The sequence below is a fragment of the Eionea flava genome (assembly GCF_055393785.1).
Window position 1 is genome coordinate 2,633,638 of record NZ_AP036018.1, and the last position, 17,133, is coordinate 2,650,770.

General features: G+C 41.6%; 16 protein-coding genes. 6 read left to right on the forward strand and 10 right to left on the reverse strand.

The genetic code is table 11. The features are described 5' to 3' along the window. Positions 1-56: 56 nt before the first annotated feature. The 7 genes from ACZ5O6_RS11410 to ACZ5O6_RS11440 all read right to left on the reverse strand — a co-directional run bounded on the left by ACZ5O6_RS11410 (position 57) and on the right by ACZ5O6_RS11440 (position 6,405). Entirely contained in the window at positions 57-962 is a 906-nt protein-coding gene (locus ACZ5O6_RS11410; RefSeq protein ID WP_447091430.1) for a DMT family transporter, read from the reverse strand. Beyond that, the gene (locus ACZ5O6_RS11415; RefSeq protein ID WP_447091429.1) at positions 959-1,864 is read right to left on the reverse strand and encodes an EamA family transporter; all 906 of its coding nucleotides are present in this window, start codon (positions 1,862-1,864) and stop codon (positions 959-961) included. Before ACZ5O6_RS11415 ends, ACZ5O6_RS11410 begins: the two co-directional genes overlap by 4 nt. 98 nt (positions 1,865-1,962) lie before the next feature. Beyond that, the gene (locus ACZ5O6_RS11420) at positions 1,963-2,466 is read right to left on the reverse strand and encodes a DinB family protein (RefSeq protein WP_447091428.1); all 504 of its coding nucleotides are present in this window, start codon (positions 2,464-2,466) and stop codon (positions 1,963-1,965) included. A 48-nt stretch (positions 2,467-2,514) separates the two neighbouring features. Beyond that, on the reverse strand, positions 2,515-3,375 hold the full coding sequence (locus ACZ5O6_RS11425) for an NAD(P)-dependent oxidoreductase (RefSeq protein WP_447091427.1): 861 nt from the start codon (positions 3,373-3,375) through the stop codon (positions 2,515-2,517). A 46-nt stretch (positions 3,376-3,421) separates the two neighbouring features. Continuing rightward, a complete protein-coding gene (locus ACZ5O6_RS11430; protein WP_447091426.1) occupies positions 3,422-4,237 on the reverse strand; it encodes a PhzF family phenazine biosynthesis protein in 816 nt (271 codons plus the stop codon). A gap of 229 nt (positions 4,238-4,466) precedes the next feature. After that, complete coding sequence (locus tag ACZ5O6_RS11435; protein ID WP_447091425.1) at positions 4,467-5,090, reverse strand: LysE family translocator; 624 nt, start codon at positions 5,088-5,090, stop codon at positions 4,467-4,469. Positions 5,091-5,136: 46 nt separating this feature from the next. Next, positions 5,137-6,405, reverse strand: coding sequence for a DUF711 family protein (locus ACZ5O6_RS11440; RefSeq protein ID WP_447091424.1), 1,269 nt, complete (start codon positions 6,403-6,405; stop codon positions 5,137-5,139). 362 nt (positions 6,406-6,767) lie between these two features. Here ACZ5O6_RS11440 and ACZ5O6_RS11445 point away from each other — a divergent pair, with 362 nt between their 5' ends. The 4 genes from ACZ5O6_RS11445 (at position 6,768) to ACZ5O6_RS11460 (ending at position 11,617) form a co-directional block, all read left to right on the forward strand. Next, on the forward strand, positions 6,768-8,243 hold the full coding sequence (locus tag ACZ5O6_RS11445) for an aminotransferase-like domain-containing protein (RefSeq protein ID WP_447091423.1): 1,476 nt from the start codon (positions 6,768-6,770) through the stop codon (positions 8,241-8,243). Between the two features lie 159 nt (positions 8,244-8,402). Further along, entirely contained in the window at positions 8,403-9,287 is an 885-nt protein-coding gene (locus ACZ5O6_RS11450) for a class I SAM-dependent methyltransferase (RefSeq protein ID WP_447091422.1), read from the forward strand. Positions 9,288-9,327: 40 nt separating this feature from the next. Beyond that, positions 9,328-10,986, forward strand: a complete 1,659-nt coding sequence (locus tag ACZ5O6_RS11455) for an ABC transporter permease subunit (protein ID WP_447091421.1) — start codon at positions 9,328-9,330, stop codon at positions 10,984-10,986. Further along, positions 10,979-11,617 carry a hypothetical protein gene (locus tag ACZ5O6_RS11460; RefSeq protein WP_447091420.1) on the forward strand — a complete coding sequence of 213 codons (639 nt, stop codon included), beginning with the start codon at positions 10,979-10,981 and terminating at the stop codon, positions 11,615-11,617. Before ACZ5O6_RS11455 ends, ACZ5O6_RS11460 begins: the two co-directional genes overlap by 8 nt. A gap of 20 nt (positions 11,618-11,637) precedes the next feature. On the opposite strand, the gene ACZ5O6_RS11465 is transcribed toward ACZ5O6_RS11460, so the two are convergent. The 3 genes from ACZ5O6_RS11465 to ACZ5O6_RS11475 form a co-directional block, all read right to left on the reverse strand. Further along, a complete protein-coding gene (locus ACZ5O6_RS11465; RefSeq protein WP_447091419.1) occupies positions 11,638-12,846 on the reverse strand; it encodes a substrate-binding periplasmic protein in 1,209 nt (402 codons plus the stop codon). Between the two features lie 26 nt (positions 12,847-12,872). Beyond that, the gene (locus tag ACZ5O6_RS11470) at positions 12,873-13,844 is read right to left on the reverse strand and encodes a hypothetical protein (RefSeq protein WP_447091418.1); all 972 of its coding nucleotides are present in this window, start codon (positions 13,842-13,844) and stop codon (positions 12,873-12,875) included. 145 nt (positions 13,845-13,989) lie between these two features. Further along, entirely contained in the window at positions 13,990-14,619 is a 630-nt protein-coding gene (locus ACZ5O6_RS11475) for a flavin reductase family protein (protein ID WP_447091417.1), read from the reverse strand. A 254-nt stretch (positions 14,620-14,873) separates the two neighbouring features. Here ACZ5O6_RS11475 and ACZ5O6_RS11480 point away from each other — a divergent pair, with 254 nt between their 5' ends. Then, on the forward strand, positions 14,874-16,253 hold the full coding sequence (locus tag ACZ5O6_RS11480) for a sodium:solute symporter family transporter (RefSeq protein ID WP_447091416.1): 1,380 nt from the start codon (positions 14,874-14,876) through the stop codon (positions 16,251-16,253). Between the two features lie 7 nt (positions 16,254-16,260). Then, positions 16,261-17,118: a metallophosphoesterase family protein gene (locus ACZ5O6_RS11485; protein WP_447091415.1), complete on the forward strand. Its 858-nt coding sequence runs from the start codon at positions 16,261-16,263 to the stop codon at positions 17,116-17,118. Positions 17,119-17,133: the final 15 nt, after the last annotated feature.

Sequence of the window (17,133 nt, forward strand, 5' to 3'; positions counted from 1 at the left end):
AATGGCATTATTAAAAATACAGTCCGCGTAGTCAAGCCAGAGAATTAAGCCATAAGCTAAGCCCTTGTACGCCACCCCAACCACAGTAATCTGAGCTGCTCTCCACGCACGGATATCACCCCACCCAACATCACCAACAACAAACCTAAGATGGAAAAAGTATCCCATTGATAACCTTCCACAACAGTTGAAATCGTTAAGGCTACAACAGGAAAGAGCACCGTGGTGTATGCTGCTTTATTGGCACCGATACGCGCAATGAGTACCAAATAACCAGTAAACGCAATAATAGAACCAGGAATAGCGAGAAAAAGCAGGCTAGCAATATAGTATGGATGGTTATCCCACTGAAACGGAATACCCAACCCTTGCATACCTAAAAAGAGAATGAGCGCGCCATAAATCATGCCGTAAGCATTACTTGTCCAAGGTGTAATACCTTGCTGACTATTACGTACCGATACCATATTACCCAATGAAAAAAAATACGTACCGGCTAACGCTAAAGCGATGCCCAATAAGGTTTCTTCAATATTATGGGACGTACTAAGCTCCTGCCAAAACAGTAACACCAAACCCAATATACCGAGTACACCAGCGACATAAATAGAAGCCGAAGGCTTGTTACGCCAAATCATCCACTGGTTAAACGCATTAAACAAGGTCACCATCGCAAAAATAACCGACATCAAACCAGTGATAATATGATGGCCCGCGTTATACATAAATGCATAATTTAGCGAAAATAAACACGCACCTTGTAATACAAAAAAGACGTGGTCGCGTTTTTTAGTTGCCTGCAATTTGCCGAAGACCGCTAGCAGTGGTAAAAACAGAGCGCCTGCGATGGCAAAACGATAAAAAATAGACACGACAGCATCGACACTCCCTAATTGCCAATAAATCGCAATCCACGTTGTGCCCCATATAATGATGGTTGATAAATATAAAGCTGCATTCATACAGAGTTTTTACTTACACCTTTCTTATTCATTAAAAAGCTGGGGGAAAATGATAACAAGAATAAGCCCAAAAAAATTAATAGTGAGCCTAAAATAGAAGGTAGTGACAGTACTTCATCATATAACACCCAACCAAAAAACAAGCCCGACACTGGAACTAATAAACTAAATGGCACAACGTGGCTTAAGCCATGCTTAGTGATTGCCCACGTCCAGATACCATAACCCAACAAGGTAGTAATATAAGACTGAAACAGGATAGAGATCCACGCCTTAGCGCTAGGAAATTGCAATAAGTCATTAACACTAACTGATCCATAAATATAAAAATTCTGTCCCAAAGAAAACACGATAACAGGTACTGGCACAAACAAACTAGACCAGACAATAAAACCTACAATATCACTGGGCTTGTATTTTTTAATGATGACATTACACATTGTCATAAATACAGATGCCAATAAAACCAGAACAACACCGATAAACGATATGGTATCGCTTCTAAATAGCAACACCATTGAAAAGCCGATAAAGGCGACGCCTATACCGACTTTTTTAACATTGTTGATTTTCTCGTCGAAAAATAGCACTGCCACCAATACCGTCAAGAAAGCACTGCTTTGTAATAACAAGGAAGACATGCCTGAAGGTGTGCCTAAAGCAATCGACAGGTTCACCAAACCCCATATTCCTGCGCCAAAAAATACACCGTACATCGCTACGACAGCTAGACTTATAGTAGGTCTTTTAACAAAAAATATCAGTGGCACCGACGTAAAAAAGAATCTTAATACGGTCATCATTGCGGGATCAATACTCTCAACCCCCCATCTAATCACCACAAAGTTAAACCCCCACAGCAATGCAACAGCAACCACCAAAAAACGCGCTTTGTAAGTCATAACATTACTCATCTATCAAAAATTTTATAGAATTACCAATATATTGACTTGCTACCGCCAGCACATTTAGCCATTATTTTTAATTTGACATACCTTGATCAATTCACTTTATATATGTCCCTCAAATAAACCGTCATATCATTTGCGGGAGGAGTTACCGGTATTTGATACATCAAATCGCTCACAAAACCTCTGTGATACGTTCCATGATTAACAATATGAAATACTATCTCCGCGATGGACATAGTGCCATCACCGCCGCCAACAAATTCAAAATTTATTTGATCGGCTATACTCCCCTCTTCTAGTGCAGAAATGAAATCAATATACCAATTGTCTATCACTTTTTGCTGTTCCCACAATCGAGAAAAGCTAGAGCATGTATCGGTATTTCTTGACGAATAACCATGTTTTTTAGATAGCAAATGTGATTTGAAAATATCATCAACGACATAAACATGGTTCAATGTCATTAGAATATTTTTAAAATGAGTTTGTCTGTTTTTATACAGTTCAACGTCATCTACGCTAGACAAAGCAGAAAATGTAATATTGTTAGCCCATGACTTATATTTCAGTAATTTAACCAGTTCATCCAACATAATTATCTATCCGATCTATCGATTATTTTTTTAACATTTTATGACGATTTAATCATACTGCTTAACTAGCACCGAGGTATCTGATCGTCGATGCCCCTTCTCTTGTAATTTGGCATAACACTGGTCAACCCATTCGGCATTAGGTAATGTTATGCCGTACTCTTTGGCCGCATCTAAGCAAAAGCCTAAATCTTTACGCATCCAATCGATGGCAAAACCGTAATCAAATTTGTCATTATTAATATTTTCTGCACGATTGGCCAATTGCCAACTACCTGCCGCACCAGCGCCAATAGCCTCCGTAACACGCGTAATATCCAAGCCAGCAGCATTGGCCAAAGCAAAGCCTTCCGAAATACCCTGTAATACACCTGCGATCAGCAACTGATTAGTCATTTTTGTGGCTTGGCCTGATCCGGCTTCACCCATATAGAGAAGCGATTTAGCATAAATTTGTAAAATCGGAGCCGCATCATTAAAGACCGACTGATCACCACCGGCCATAATCACTAAGGCACCATTTTCTGCACCCGCTTGTCCGCCGGAAACCGGCGCATCAATAAAATGAATATTTTTTTCAGCCGCTATACGATACATTTCTTTGGCTAAGCGATCTGATGTCGTCGTGTGATCAACGATAATTTTTCCGGCCGCGAGTGTAGCAAGCACGCCACAATCACCGGTTAACACATACCTCACATCACTATCATTACCAACACACAATAAAACAATATCAGCACCATTAACTGCCTGCGCAGGTGTCTCGCCATAACGACCACCAAACTCCTCAACCCATTGTTGAGCTTTTTTTGTGGTACGGTTATAAACACAAACCTTATGCCCTGCTTTTTGCAAATGCCCAGCCATTGGATAACCCATAACACCAAGACCTAAAAAGCTAATATTCATGACTGACTCCTCACTGCTGATTGTTTTTTTATTGCACTAACCTTCATTAACATAGCGCATTATCGATAAAAATCGTACCTTCTAAATAGAGAACGGCATGCCCCGAAATTAAGACTCTATCGCCTTGAACTTCACACAAAACTTCTCCACCTCGCGGCGATGATTGATAGGCTAACAAGCCATTTTTGCCTAAACGCTCTGCCCACAACGGAGCTAATGCGGTATGCATAGAGCCCGTTACTGGATCTTCATTGCCTCCGCTTGCGGGCCAAAAATAGCGGGAGACAAAATCATATCGTGTTGATGGCGCAGTGACTGATACGTTATAAGGTGCTAATTTTTTCAATGTTTCACCATGAGTCACTACGTCGCTCACTTGTTGCTCACTATCGTATACCGCAATATAGGCTTGTTGATTACGATAGACTTCTCTCGGCGCAATTGATAAGCCATTGTTTAAGTCATTCGGTATTGCATCAATTTTTTGCGGTTTATTATTAGGAAAATTCATCCGAATCATGCCATCGTTCATTTTTTCAACAAAAAATTCGCCAACTGCCGGCGCATAAAAGGTGATAGTTGTATCACTCGTGTGCTGAGAAAATAAGAAAAATGATGAGGCTAAGGTCGCATGTCCACAAAAAGGGATTTCTTGTATCGGAGAAAACCAACGGATGTTAAAAACAACCGCGCCATTGCTACTACTAGAAACAAGAAAAGCCGTTTCCGATAAATTATTTTCAGTCGCAATCGATTGCATGGTTGTTTCTGGCAACCATTCATTGAGTAAAATAACCGCCGCAGGATTACCCTTAAACACACGATCAGTGAATGCATCAATAAAGCTAACGGATAATTTCATAAATTTCTCTTTTTATATAACAAGATAATTCCAACAAAAAACAACAGCCAAAAATCATGCATGACCAGTGTAGAGATTGCATAAACTATAAGAGACCTTTGCACGGAAGATGATTTTGCTCTCAGGCAAGGCAAAAATGCACGGAGAGAGGGAATTTATGCATGATAAATGACCGATTGAGTACATTTTTAACGCCGCATGAGAGCGAAATGGTTTTCGTGCAAAGGTCTCATAAAACAACCGATGGGTTCATTAAAGTGTCTATTAGCAACCATATCGCCACAACTAACAACGACAATGCAAAGCCATAATTAATCCATCGTTCTGTTATCGGATTCGAAATATAACGTGTAATCATAGTTCCAGCTAACAGCCATATGACATGTGTAGAGATATTCATAATCGCGACCATCACGACAAGATAAACCACTTGTTTTGTATGATCAAAACTGCCATCTAAGAACAATGAAAACATTAAAAATAGCATTGTCCAACCTTTAGGGTTTAAAGCTTGAAGAATCATGCCATCGTAAAAGGTATATACCGTAACCGAACCGCCCTCTCTCTTGCTTGCTGGTTTTAAAAACTTGTAGACCAAATAGAAAAGGTAAGCAATACCTAACATTTTTATAACAATCAGCAAGGTAGGATAAGCTTTTAAAAATTCACCTAAACCAAACCCAATGATCAGAGAGCAAATAATATAAACAAGATCGACACCCAATAAAAAAGGAATTGATCGTTTAAACCCTTGCTTTGCACCCGATAGCGCAAAAACAATATTGGCCGGGCCGGGGCTAAAAACTAATGGGAATACCACAGCAAACCAAGCGATAAAATATTCAATTGTCATACGCTAACCCCTAACCACATCATTATTGCTGAACATAAATATTTTTCTAAGGCACTGCTAAAACGGCACAATTGCACAAATCCTCACTTTCAAAAGTAGTTATGTTTCCGGCTTGCAAGCCTGGCACAGGAAATACACGTACCGTCAACGGTTTATTGAGTCGGTATGCCATTGTTCCCGTATCACGCATGAGTGCAGATAATTTTTCGACGGTGATATCACCGGGCACCGGAACAGTATCTAAACCAATACCACACACCGCACTGTAGGTGAGCAATGAACGAATATCGAAATCGCCATTTATGCTGCCCGCCGCTAAACCTCTATCTTCTGTGAGTGCGAGCATCAAACCTGAAAAGCCAACCAGCGACACGCCTTGAATAGATTTAAACACACGAGTAAGTAACGCAGAGGCCTCTACTGTCCCAGACGCCCCAAAATATTCAACGCCCAATTGCTGATAAACGTCCGTCATGCTCGCGCAATCTTTTGAGGGCGCTGCAGAGCTGTCAAATCCTGCAAACTGAAACTGATGAGGTAATGTCATGTCGCTCACAATTGTAGACACATCATCAATCACATATTGCAACGCAGAATGCATCACGCTATAGCACTCGGAATAATAACTGTTATGATTTTTCGGGAGAGTTTCTTGATCGTCAAACGCCGATGAAGCAGAAAAACGCTGGTTTAGATTCGACAATTCATGAACCAATAAGTCAGGCGTTTCCAAACCAATAACAACCTGCCGACCTAATTCTTTTTGGTGGTAACTTGCAGGGAAATAAGGAATCAAGGGCTGACAATTAAAATTGACAGTGAAATTAAAATTCCCTTCGCCTTGCGGAGTTATTTCACTTATGCGCTTTACAATACCAGCGGAGGCAGTGATCATAGTATTATCTAAAATACTATTTTCATCCATTGCTATATTGACGCAAGCATTACACAGGTCACCAAATTCGGCGATCAACTCTGGAAGCAATTGCATTTCGTCTAGCGTGCGCGCCTCTCCAATGGCAAATCGTAAGCGCAATTCGCTATCCGCGTTAATTGACTGCAGCAACGCTCTAAGATATCCAAGGTCTTCCCGTGCATCCTCTATTTTTTGAGTGCGAATATATTCGCCAAAAGGATTGGTGACAATACGAATAGATTGCACACAATATTGCTTATTCAATAATACGTCTGAAATTTGTTGGCAACAGTCTGATGCCTGTTGTATGACTTCATTCCAAGACGATCGATCACGACTTAACGAAACAAACGTAGTGACTGTTCTTACTTTACATAAATTCTTGTTAATTTCTTGCATAAAAACCTCTGGTAAAAATTAGAGGGCGCCCGAGAAAACTCACGATAGCTTTCATTAATTAATGGAACAGCTAAAGAAAAAGTGGAGATTTCACTATGCGCTCCTTCAAGCCAATCAACTATCAATACCGATGTAAGCACACATGTTGTTGTGTGCTGGCGACTTAGTGCCACGGAATAATTGACAGCATAAACCCAATCTTTAAGGCAATACAGATACAATAATCATTATATTTACGGTACAGTTAGCGTAAAACTGTACTGTAATGCCTGCTAAAAAATAATCTGTACCGTTAAATTTAACGATAAACCCTTCAGAATAGAGCGAGATTTACAGCCAACAGCAGACAAAGAGTGATAACCATGAAGTTATATGAAGCACTAGCTGAAACCATCACATCACAAGTCAATAGTGGCTACTTTCAGCCAGGCGATAAGCTCCCGTCTATTCGGCAAATGAGCAAAGACCATAAGGTGAGCATATCAACAGTACAAGAAGCCTATCGCTTACTTGAAGAAAACCATATCGCAGAGGTGAGAGTAAAGTCGGGCTACTATGTCATGGCTCAACAAAGCACGGCGCCTAAGCTCCCCAATATTAGCCGCCCAAATCCAATTCCTGTGGATGTATCACAATGGGAGCGCGTCATTAAACTGCTTTATAGTCAGGAAGATAGCTTGGGGGATAGCGATGATAGCCGACGCTCCCACCAACGTATTCTTGGGCTGGGCAAAGGCACACCGGATGTTACCGGTAAGACAATTCAACCCCTGCTCAAACTGATGTCGCGATTAAGTCGCAACGCACACATTAACCAACTGACATACGATAGCTTACAAGGTGCCGATAGTTTACGTCGGCAAATTAGCATCATGATGGTGCAATCAGGCTGTCATCTACATCATGACGATATTGTTATCACGACGGGTTGCCAAGAAGCGTTATCGTGCAGCATGCGTGCTATTGCAAAGCCTAATGACGTCATTGCGATTGAGTCCCCAAGCTTTTATGGATCAATGCAAATCATTCAAGCGCTCTCTCTAAAAGCGCTAGAAATTCCCACACACCCAGAAACGGGTATTAGTGTCGAAGCGCTTGAAATGGCCTTAGAGGAATGGCCCATTAAAGTACTGCAAGTAACCCCTATTTGTAACAACCCCCTCGGTTATGTGATGCCGGATGAAAATAAGCAGCGACTGATTGCATTGGCAAACCAATATGACTTTGCGATTATCGAAGATGATATTTACGGCGACTTAGCCTACGCTAACCCTCGTCCTAGAAGTATTAAATCTTACGATACCCAAGGTCGAGTGTTATATTGTTCGTCATTTTCTAAAACTATATCTCCTGCGTTTAGAACGGGATGGTGTGCTCCGGGCCGCTATATCGAGCACGTTAAACACATGAAATACGTCTCCACCGCTTGCGGTTCTATTTTACAGCCGAGAGCCATTGCCGAGTTTGTTGCCAACGGCCATTACGCTCGCCACATTAAAACCATGAGAGCTCATTACCTCAGAAACCGCGATAAGGTAATGCAGTGGGTCAACCAATATTTCCCCGACGGTACTCGTATGAGCTACCCACAAGGTGGCTATTTACTATGGATTGCCTTGTCCGACCATATTTGCACCACCGAACTCAATCAACGGTTAACGCAACATCATATGAGTATCGCCCCGGGAACACTGTTTACCGCTTCCAAAAAATTTGGCCATTGCTTACGTATTAACTATGCGCAAGACATCACAGGTACAACAGAGGATGCCATCGCAATAATCGGGAAAATAGCACATCAACTTATTCAGGAGTCGCCGATTAATCACAAAAAATAACCACGCAAGCGTGAGATAACTGCTACTATTCGCGCCAGATATGTTTGGCGCTACCGTAGACATGCCTATTTAGTAGTCAACAAAGGGCATAGCCCGCTCACGACTCAGTAGTATGCTGTCGTCATCAAAATCATAGTAACGATGGACATTTAGCGCATCATGACCACAAAACACGCACCGACAAAGGATGATGCTTGCAATACATCATCGCTTGCGTCAGCTCATAGCATGAATAAAAGCCTCGAAAAAAATTATAATTGCTATTTTTCTACCGGTTACTATCGAGCGCGCTACCCAAGAGTGAATCAACATACACTTTCAATTGTTACTCAAGCCATGTCTGGGTTAACATCGCACGAACCGCTAGCGATCAAAAAAATTCTCGATTATGGTTGTGGTGAAGGTCGATATATCCTCCATTGCCTATCGGCTTATCCCAACGCACATATCAGCGCGTACGATATTTCTAGTGCGCCACTAAAAAAACTCGCCACCTCATTAGCATCTAATGGACAAGATTCCCGTGTTAGTCTTATTCATGGACAACAGGCATTAGACCAATATATTTCTGGCACCAAGAACGGCACGTATTCTTTAGCATTATTGCTGTTTGGTGTACTTTCTCACGTATCTACCGCCCATGAACGACAATCATTATTAGCTTTTTTACGTCAGCAGTTAGATCAAGAACATGGGCGATTAGTGCTGTCTGTGCCAAATAAAGCACGACGCTTTCGTGCATTGCAACGTAACACTCAGCGTTGTGATATTAGCTATTCGCGCACCATTAACCAGCAAACGGTTACATTCACGTATCATTTATATAGTGTCAAATCCATTACTGCAGAATTAGCAGAAGCAGGGCTCGATATCGTCAGCATACAAGCTGAAAGCGTATTACCCGAAAGTTGGATCACAAAACACCCGATCGTCGGCTGGCTCGATAAATGTATTTCACGCATGATCCCACCTAGCTGGGGCTATGGTATTTTAGTGAGTGCTCGACCCACAGCCATTGCGCATAGGAATGCCAAAAAGCTGTAAGCACTTCCATAATAACGATCATCACTTTATTAGGCGCTTTATGAAAGATCTATCTTCGTATTTTCGTTTTCCACTCTTCTTTTTAATACTGCTATCTCTTTGTTATTCGAGTGTTATTAGCGCGAACACAACGATTGAATCTAGTCGACTAGCACTGATCAAACAGCGCGGAGAGTTAGTTGTTGGTGTAAAAAGTGATTACCCCCCATGGGCTTATTACGATGAAAAGGGACAGCTTACTGGCTTAGAAATAGACCTTGCTCAAGACATTGCCGATCGCCTAAATGTAGCACTGCGTCTACAGGTAGTGACATCATCGAATCGTATTACCCAATTAGAACAAGGGGCGATTGATATTGTCATTGCGACAATGGGTGATACAAAAAAACGACGACGCCAAACCGGTATTTTAGAGCCCAGCTATTACTCTAGCGGTGCAACAATTGTTGTACCTGAAGAATCAACATTACATAGCTGGTCTGAACTGTATGGCCGCTCTGTTTGCTTAACCAAAAATGCCTACTTTAACCGTGACCTTACTGAGCGATTTTTATTAAAAGCGCAAGAATACGAAGGAACGCGAGATAATATGGCGGCGCTGAAATTTGGTAAATGTACCGGCTGGATTTACGACGACACCGCACTCACACGCTTATTGCAAGATACTCGATGGCAGAATTTCAAAACACCACTTCCTGCCATTCTTATTAATCCCTGGGCAATTGCTGTAAAAAAATCGGAACAGTACAGCGAACTAGGCATTATGGTTTCTGATGCCATTATTGACTGGCATCGCACAGGAAAAATACTGGCACTAGAAGAAAAGTGGGATATTGGCCACAGCCAATTCATTATCGAACAAAACAAAAAATGGACAAAAAAAACAGATAGTGGACAATATCACTGTCAACGCAAAGCGGATAACCGCCTACCCACTCAATGCCTAAGCCGAAAAAGCATTGCAGCAGCCGATGCATTAAAGGATAATTTTTTATCGAATTGGGGAATTGATTTTCCACCAATTTACGACAGCTATAGTTTACATACACTACTAAAAGGCATTGGCTTAACGTTATTGTTAAGTGTTGGCGCCATTATTGGCTCACTCCTATTTGGTGTTGCTGCAGGTATTGGCCTGCACAAATTACCCTCTCCAATTGCATGGCTAATGAGCCGTGTTAATGACATTTTTCGAATGACGCCCCCCCTACTTAATCTTTATATTATCTTTTTTGGTCTGGGCGGATTATTCGCCTTACATTATGGCATTCGCTTTGATGCCATAATCGTAGCTCTTATTGTATTCTCACTATATGCCGGCGCTAGTAATGCCAGCCTTATCTCTCAAGCACTCAATGCAGAAAAACATTTATTCCCTAACACAACAATTAGGCAGCGATTACCCGCAGCTTTTCAGCATGCTTATGAAGGTATCAATGCGAATGCAGTCAACATTGTGAAAGCGGTTGGTATTGCCAGTGTTATTGCCGTACCCGAAATAATTTCTGCCTCGAATAAAATTATTGCCGAATATGGCAGTAAATTAGAAATGATGACTTTTTTACTTGTCTTTTATTTTATGATTGTTTATCTATTTATTTTTTTACTTCAACGTTTAAAACGTGCGGTGTTATTTAACCATAAGACTAATCACGAAACATCGAACGCACTGACTAAACAGGCGGTATCTCATGAATAGCATATTGAATGAGCTTAGTTTATGGACACCCAGTTTATTAGAAGGCTTTTCACTTAACATTAGCATCTCTCTACTAGCAATGATAACGGGCACTGCTGTGGGCTGGTGCTTAGCATTAGGTAGAGGCAGTATAAAAGGCTACATGGCTATAAGCTGTCACTCACTCACCAGCATTTTTCGTAACATACCCAGTTTTGTATTGATGTTTTATATTGCATTTGCCATTCCCATTGAATTTGAATGGCAGGGCGAACTTATACACTTTCCAGCGTGGATAAAAGCCTCTATTGCTTTAGCCGTACCAGTGATTGGCTTTACGGCAGATCAATTCTTACATCTGCGCTCAGCATTGAAACAAAAAAATACTGTCGCTTTACCGATGTTTCTTATCGCTTGGGCGCAATATTTTGTGATTATTTTAATGGCATCTTCAACGGCGTCGGTGATTGGCGTACATGAAATTGTTGGGCGAGCCAATACCGCAATTGAAGTACTGCGCGACCCTGCTTTTATGTTATGGATGTATCTCTATGTCGCGCTATGGTTTTTATTGGCCGCGGCTTTAATCAATTACCTACTACATTATATTAGCCAAAAAATTCACAAAAAAACGAGCATCAATAACGACTAAAGAAATGTCAGGATAAACAGCTATCGAACTTGCATACTAATTTGCTGATCGCCAATATAGTTTTTAACAATATCAATACCTGCCTGACTGCGTAAAATACCCATTAGCTCTTGGTTAATTCGATCTTTTAATGGGTGCTGGTTCTTCAAGCCCCATCCATAAGGTTCAAATTTGAAAGACTGATCATGCACAGTTATTTTACCCGATAGTGTCGGCTTTTGAGACAGGTAAACGAGCTGAACCCAATCACCCAGAACTAAGTCACTGTTTCCTTCCGCCACTTGTTGTAAAGCACTACTCCAAGTATTCGTCACCTTTAACGATTGCGGCTGAATAGTGGCATCACATAAAAAACGTTGAGCCGTTGAACCTTTTAGAGTGGCCACACTATGTTGTTCGATTGTCGACACTGAAAAATCGGTTTTAGGGCTCACACTCTGCGTCAACGCAGCCGTCAGCAAACCCAATAAACTCGCTGAAACGGTAATACCAAAAATAAGAATTAAAAAAGAGAATAGCTGCATGCCTACAGAAGAAAAACCAAAGACGTCTTTACGAATACCCACAATATTTAAAATAGAATACAACACAACATGCATAACCATTGCTGGCGTAGATTTTTCACGCATTTTTGGCATGGCTTCGTATTGATGAATATTTTTAATGGCTAATAATATAAGAGCTATAAGCAAGAATAGAAATACAAAAAACAAATAGAAAACATTGGTGGATGCCAACGTATTCGCCAAGGTACTGAATGCTTGATCAAAATCAAAACTGGTTTCGTTAGGACGAGAAGCAAATACTAAGCCTGAATTAAAATATTGATGTGAAAAATCAAAGCGCTTTTCTCTTTCTTTAGTAATGGTTAATGGCGAAACGGCTATATCAATGTCGCCGCTTTCTAATAAATTCACAGTATCGGAGAGGCCTTTACAAACATACTGATAATCAATATCAGCAGCACGAGCGACGCGCTCCCACAAATCAATAGCAATACCTGTTAACCGTGGCTCGCCCGTATTTATATCTGTGATTTCGTATACAAAAGGTGGAGCGTGCCTAACAGCCACATTTATCGCATCGCCATAAGTCACTGGGCCACATTGAGCAAATACCGGTTCAGCATTCGATAATGGCGACGGCTCACAAGACTCTATTGCGATCGCAAGCTGAGAAAATAATAAACCGACAACAATACCCAACCAGGTACGTTTTGTTACTCGCATGCGTAATAATCCTTTACAATTTTCATTTATTTGGCTGCTGCATCAATGGCTTGCTGTGATTTTTTCTTAAGGATACCAGGAATCATTTTTTCTGAAAAACCAGCAAGTAAACACCAGACAATCAACAATGATAAGCCCTGTGTGGGCTTCGCTAGTGTACCTATGCCATAGACCGTTTCGATGGCTTGAGAAACACCATTAGTATTTTTTGATAGATCGGCCGCTTGCTGTTGATACTGTAATAACTCATCGACGCCATGAATAAACTCAGGGAAAAACGCACCACTGAGTAAACCTGACTGCACCAAATAGAACATGATAAGTCCCGCACCCGCACCAACAACAGCACGAGCTGCAATATAACCACATTGACTCATCGCACGTACCTGATCTAACGTCGCTTGTCTTACCCGCGCTTGGATAGAGGTCAATTGGCTAAACATAGCGCCTAAAATACCCGATGTGGCGGCCGTAAAAATGTAATAGAAGCGGAGATTTTCGAACTCTATGCCAAAAAATATGCGAAATATAGTGGGCGTAAAAAATAGAATAAATGCACATAAGAAGAGAGTAACAACGTTGCGGCGCATACGACTTTCATTAAAACGCACCACGCGCTTTGACTCGACTACCCATTGTAAATCTGTCACCAAACGCAACATAAGTGAGCGCAATACCGGCGGGTTATTTTCTGTCGAATGTTCACGATAAAAAGCGGATAAATGCGGGGGTAAACTGCCTACATCTGCTTGTCGACGACGCCACTCCGTAAGCAAACTGACATCATCATAATAATCGACCAGTGCCAACTCGATGCGATTGGCTGTTGCCCATGAAAGCTGCTCGTCTAATTCAGCGTCTAATTTATTGAGCGCCTCGGCCAAGTCATTATTAGCCTCGGAAAGGCGACGAATGGTCGCACGCAAGTTTTGATAAAACTGATTTAGCAAATACTGTTCTTTTTCAATTAACTGACTGACATTGAGCATTGGTATCACGCCACCCTCTCCTTGCTATTATTGTTATTAAACGAGACTTTTTATGTTATGGGAAATTACTGCTACAGACTCGCCATTGTAAGCGAGGATGAAAGTACGATGCCACTATTTATTCATGTGATTTGAGAACGGCGAAGCAGTCAAGCTAAGGCCGTTTTAACGAAAACGGCTTGCCCATTGTCGCGTACTGATTGGCACCCAAGCGTAACAGCGGATCAATCGCTAATGCATCAATCACATAACGGTTACCTTGCTGCTTAATGGCCTCATCATCAACATACAAATGGCATATTTCAGCGTAGATAATTGCTTGTGCATTAGGCCCCAATGTATGGGTATCATACAGCTTACAGTGATAAGCAACCTGACATTCTGCTAGCCGTGGTATAGGGCTGCCCGGAAAATCGATCAATGATAATTGACTCGCTGTGACTTCTGAATCACCATAAGCCAATTCGGCCGACGTGCGGCTCAACACATCTGCCTGCGCCGCTTGGGCAATATGAATAACAAAATCACGCCCACTGAGCAGGTTAGCTCTCGTATCTTTTTCGCTACCATCAGACTTTTTTCCTATGGACAACATCAGTAGCGGTGGATCAGAGCAAATCGCATTAAAAAAGGAAAAAGGGGCTAAATTGTAGGAAGGCTCTGTAAGTGAAGTCGTCGATGGTGAATTTTCAGACAATACCCATGCAATAGGGCGCGGCACGACCGTCTGTGTCATCAGGTGATAACAATGAGAAGGTGTTTGCTGCTTAAAATCAATAATCATGCTTTTTCTACCTGTCGCTGGTTGTTCATGTTCATCTTTTAGGCACACAACCTTTTACGCCAAAGCTTGAGCGGAAGTTATCTGAGTGGTGGCACCGGAAGTGAACTTTTAGCACACAATGTATCTAAGTGCGGTGTTTTGGCTCCCTATTTTATAGGGAATCCGCTCTAATAACTGTGACAACAATAGCAATTACCAAAATACACGCATTATGGCTCTAGCTCATATCTAACATACACAACGACAGGATTAACATGCTGTACATTCTGATTGCCTCTTTGATAGGTATTGCCCTTGTTTCATTTTTATTATCACCACGTGCGCAAACAGCTGATGGATTTTTTAAAGGCGTCTCAGATCAAGGGGAAGGGCCAACCTTATGGACTCTTGTATTATCGCAGGTGACCACATGGATATTTGCCCGCTCGTTAATGACGGCAGCCATACTCGGGTATTACTATGGTATTGCTGGCGCGCTGGCTTACGCTGCTTATTATGTGAGCTTTTTAACCGGCGGCGCGATTATTGATCATCTACGCTTTCGCCATAATAAAACCAACATTCAATCATTTATGCGCGAACAGTTTGGCGCTATTGGCGACCATTGCTACAACCTAGTGATTGCCTTACGTCTACTTAGCGAAGTATTTTCTAATTTATTAGTCATTGGTATTATTTTTGGCATCACCGGTTCATGGGAGTACACCCTAGCAATGGTTGCTGTAACGATTGCTACCTTTGGCTACTCGGTGTCTGGTGGTTTGCGTGCATCATTACGCACGGATGTTTTTCAAGCCATACTGGTTATTTTAGCTCTATTAATGTTGTTTGGTATTATGCTTTTCCACAACGACTTTTCTTTGTCACACGTCGTTTTTTCTTCTCCTGACATTCAAAGCCCTGGCTGGGTATTGTTACTTGTTGCCTTCTTACAAGTGTGGAGCTATCCACTGCATGACCCCGTTATGATGGATCGTGGATTTTTAGCCGACCGAGACAACACCAAAAAGTCATTTCAGTATGCCGCTTGCATCTCAATCACATGCATCCTTATTTTTGCCATGCTCGGTGTCTTTGCGGGAATAGTAAAAGCCGACGGGGAAGATATTATCAGCACACTGACTCGATTATTTGGCTGGCAATATATGGTGATATTTAATATCGCGTTACTGATTTCTGCGGTCTCTACACTAGACTCTACTTTCTCAAGCGCGGCCAAATTAGTCGCTGTTGATATGAATATTATTAAGCCAACACTCAGCAATGGTCGCTGGGTTATGCTGGCATTCTTACTCGGCGGTGGACTATTTTTATTAACCGGCAGCAAAGATTTGTATGCGGCCGTTGCCGTCAGCGGTACTGTCTCTATGTTTTTAGCACCGGTTATCTTCTTTAATATTTGGGGAAAACAACGCACTCATTGCTGGGCGCTATTGGTTAGCTTTATCACGGCCATTACTGGCGGCGTCATTTATTTACTAGAAAGTTCCGGCTACACCCAATGGCTAACACCCTTGTTAGGTTACGAACATAAATATTCAAAACTGTTATTTATTTGTATTGCGATATTAATTATTGGTTGCGCAAGTTTTTACCTTGGCAGAAAAAAAGAAAACAATATCGAGCATATCTAGGTACCCTATGAGCGATACATTACATTTAGGTCATATCGATAAACCCTTACTTATTTTTGGTGGTAGCTATTCTAATCTACAGGCCACAGAAGCCTTAAAAACGTTAGCCGATCAACGGGGAATTACAGGCGAACAGTGTATTTGTACTGGAGACATTGTGGCTTATTGCGGCCAACCTGCAGAGACTGTCGACTTGATTCGCAAGTGGGGAGTGCATTGTGTATTAGGCAATTGTGAAGAATCACTCGCGAGCGATGCTGATGATTGTGGGTGCGGTTTTGATAGCGGTAGTCAGTGTGACTTATTATCTAATCAGTGGTTTCATTTCAGTAAAAATCAGTTACCTGCGCATCATAAACGATGGTTTTCAACACTCCCTAAGACCCTTAGTTTTAGTATGAATGGTATAGATGCGATCGTTGTTCATGGCAGTATTTCATCCATTAATCAATTTATTTTTTACTCAACAGATAAAGCCACCTATAACCATGAAATGAGTTTTCTGGATGAGAGGGTGCGTTTAGTCATTGGTGGACATTCCGGCCTTCCTTTTTCAAAAAAGATAGGGGAGCGACTCTGGCATAATAGCGGAGCGCTGGGTATGCCAGCCAATGATGGTACGACAAGCACATGGTACAGCCTTATCCACCCAAATAGCACAGGGATAGAAATATCTCACCATCGCCTGCCATACAACCACATAGAAACACAGAGAATCATGCAAGATAACGGGCTTAATAATGAATATGCCCATACACTGTCGAATGGATTATGGCCCAGTATTGATGTGCTCACCGAAGAAGAAAAATCATTAACAGGAAAGAAACTAGAAGAGCACTCAATAACTATTAAGCGCAGCCGTTAATGTGGATAAAAAAGT

Coding starts and splice junctions, on each gene's coding strand:
- ACZ5O6_RS11410 (WP_447091430.1), bottom strand. CDS start 962: ATGAATGCAGCTTTATATTTATCAACCATCATTATATGGGGCACAACG.
- ACZ5O6_RS11415 (WP_447091429.1), bottom strand. CDS start 1,864: ATGACTTACAAAGCGCGTTTTTTGGTGGTTGCTGTTGCATTGCTGTGG.
- ACZ5O6_RS11420 (WP_447091428.1), bottom strand. CDS start 2,466: ATGTTGGATGAACTGGTTAAATTACTGAAATATAAGTCATGGGCTAAC.
- ACZ5O6_RS11425 (WP_447091427.1), bottom strand. CDS start 3,375: ATGAATATTAGCTTTTTAGGTCTTGGTGTTATGGGTTATCCAATGGCT.
- ACZ5O6_RS11430 (WP_447091426.1), bottom strand. CDS start 4,237: ATGAAATTATCCGTTAGCTTTATTGATGCATTCACTGATCGTGTGTTT.
- ACZ5O6_RS11435 (WP_447091425.1), bottom strand. CDS start 5,090: ATGACAATTGAATATTTTATCGCTTGGTTTGCTGTGGTATTCCCATTA.
- ACZ5O6_RS11440 (WP_447091424.1), bottom strand. CDS start 6,405: ATGCAAGAAATTAACAAGAATTTATGTAAAGTAAGAACAGTCACTACG.
- ACZ5O6_RS11445 (WP_447091423.1), top strand. CDS start 6,768: ATGAAGTTATATGAAGCACTAGCTGAAACCATCACATCACAAGTCAAT.
- ACZ5O6_RS11450 (WP_447091422.1), top strand. CDS start 8,403: ATGACCACAAAACACGCACCGACAAAGGATGATGCTTGCAATACATCA.
- ACZ5O6_RS11455 (WP_447091421.1), top strand. CDS start 9,328: ATGAAAGATCTATCTTCGTATTTTCGTTTTCCACTCTTCTTTTTAATA.
- ACZ5O6_RS11460 (WP_447091420.1), top strand. CDS start 10,979: ATGAATAGCATATTGAATGAGCTTAGTTTATGGACACCCAGTTTATTA.
- ACZ5O6_RS11465 (WP_447091419.1), bottom strand. CDS start 12,846: ATGCGAGTAACAAAACGTACCTGGTTGGGTATTGTTGTCGGTTTATTA.
- ACZ5O6_RS11475 (WP_447091417.1), bottom strand. CDS start 14,619: ATGATTATTGATTTTAAGCAGCAAACACCTTCTCATTGTTATCACCTG.
- ACZ5O6_RS11480 (WP_447091416.1), top strand. CDS start 14,874: ATGCTGTACATTCTGATTGCCTCTTTGATAGGTATTGCCCTTGTTTCA.
- ACZ5O6_RS11485 (WP_447091415.1), top strand. CDS start 16,261: ATGAGCGATACATTACATTTAGGTCATATCGATAAACCCTTACTTATT.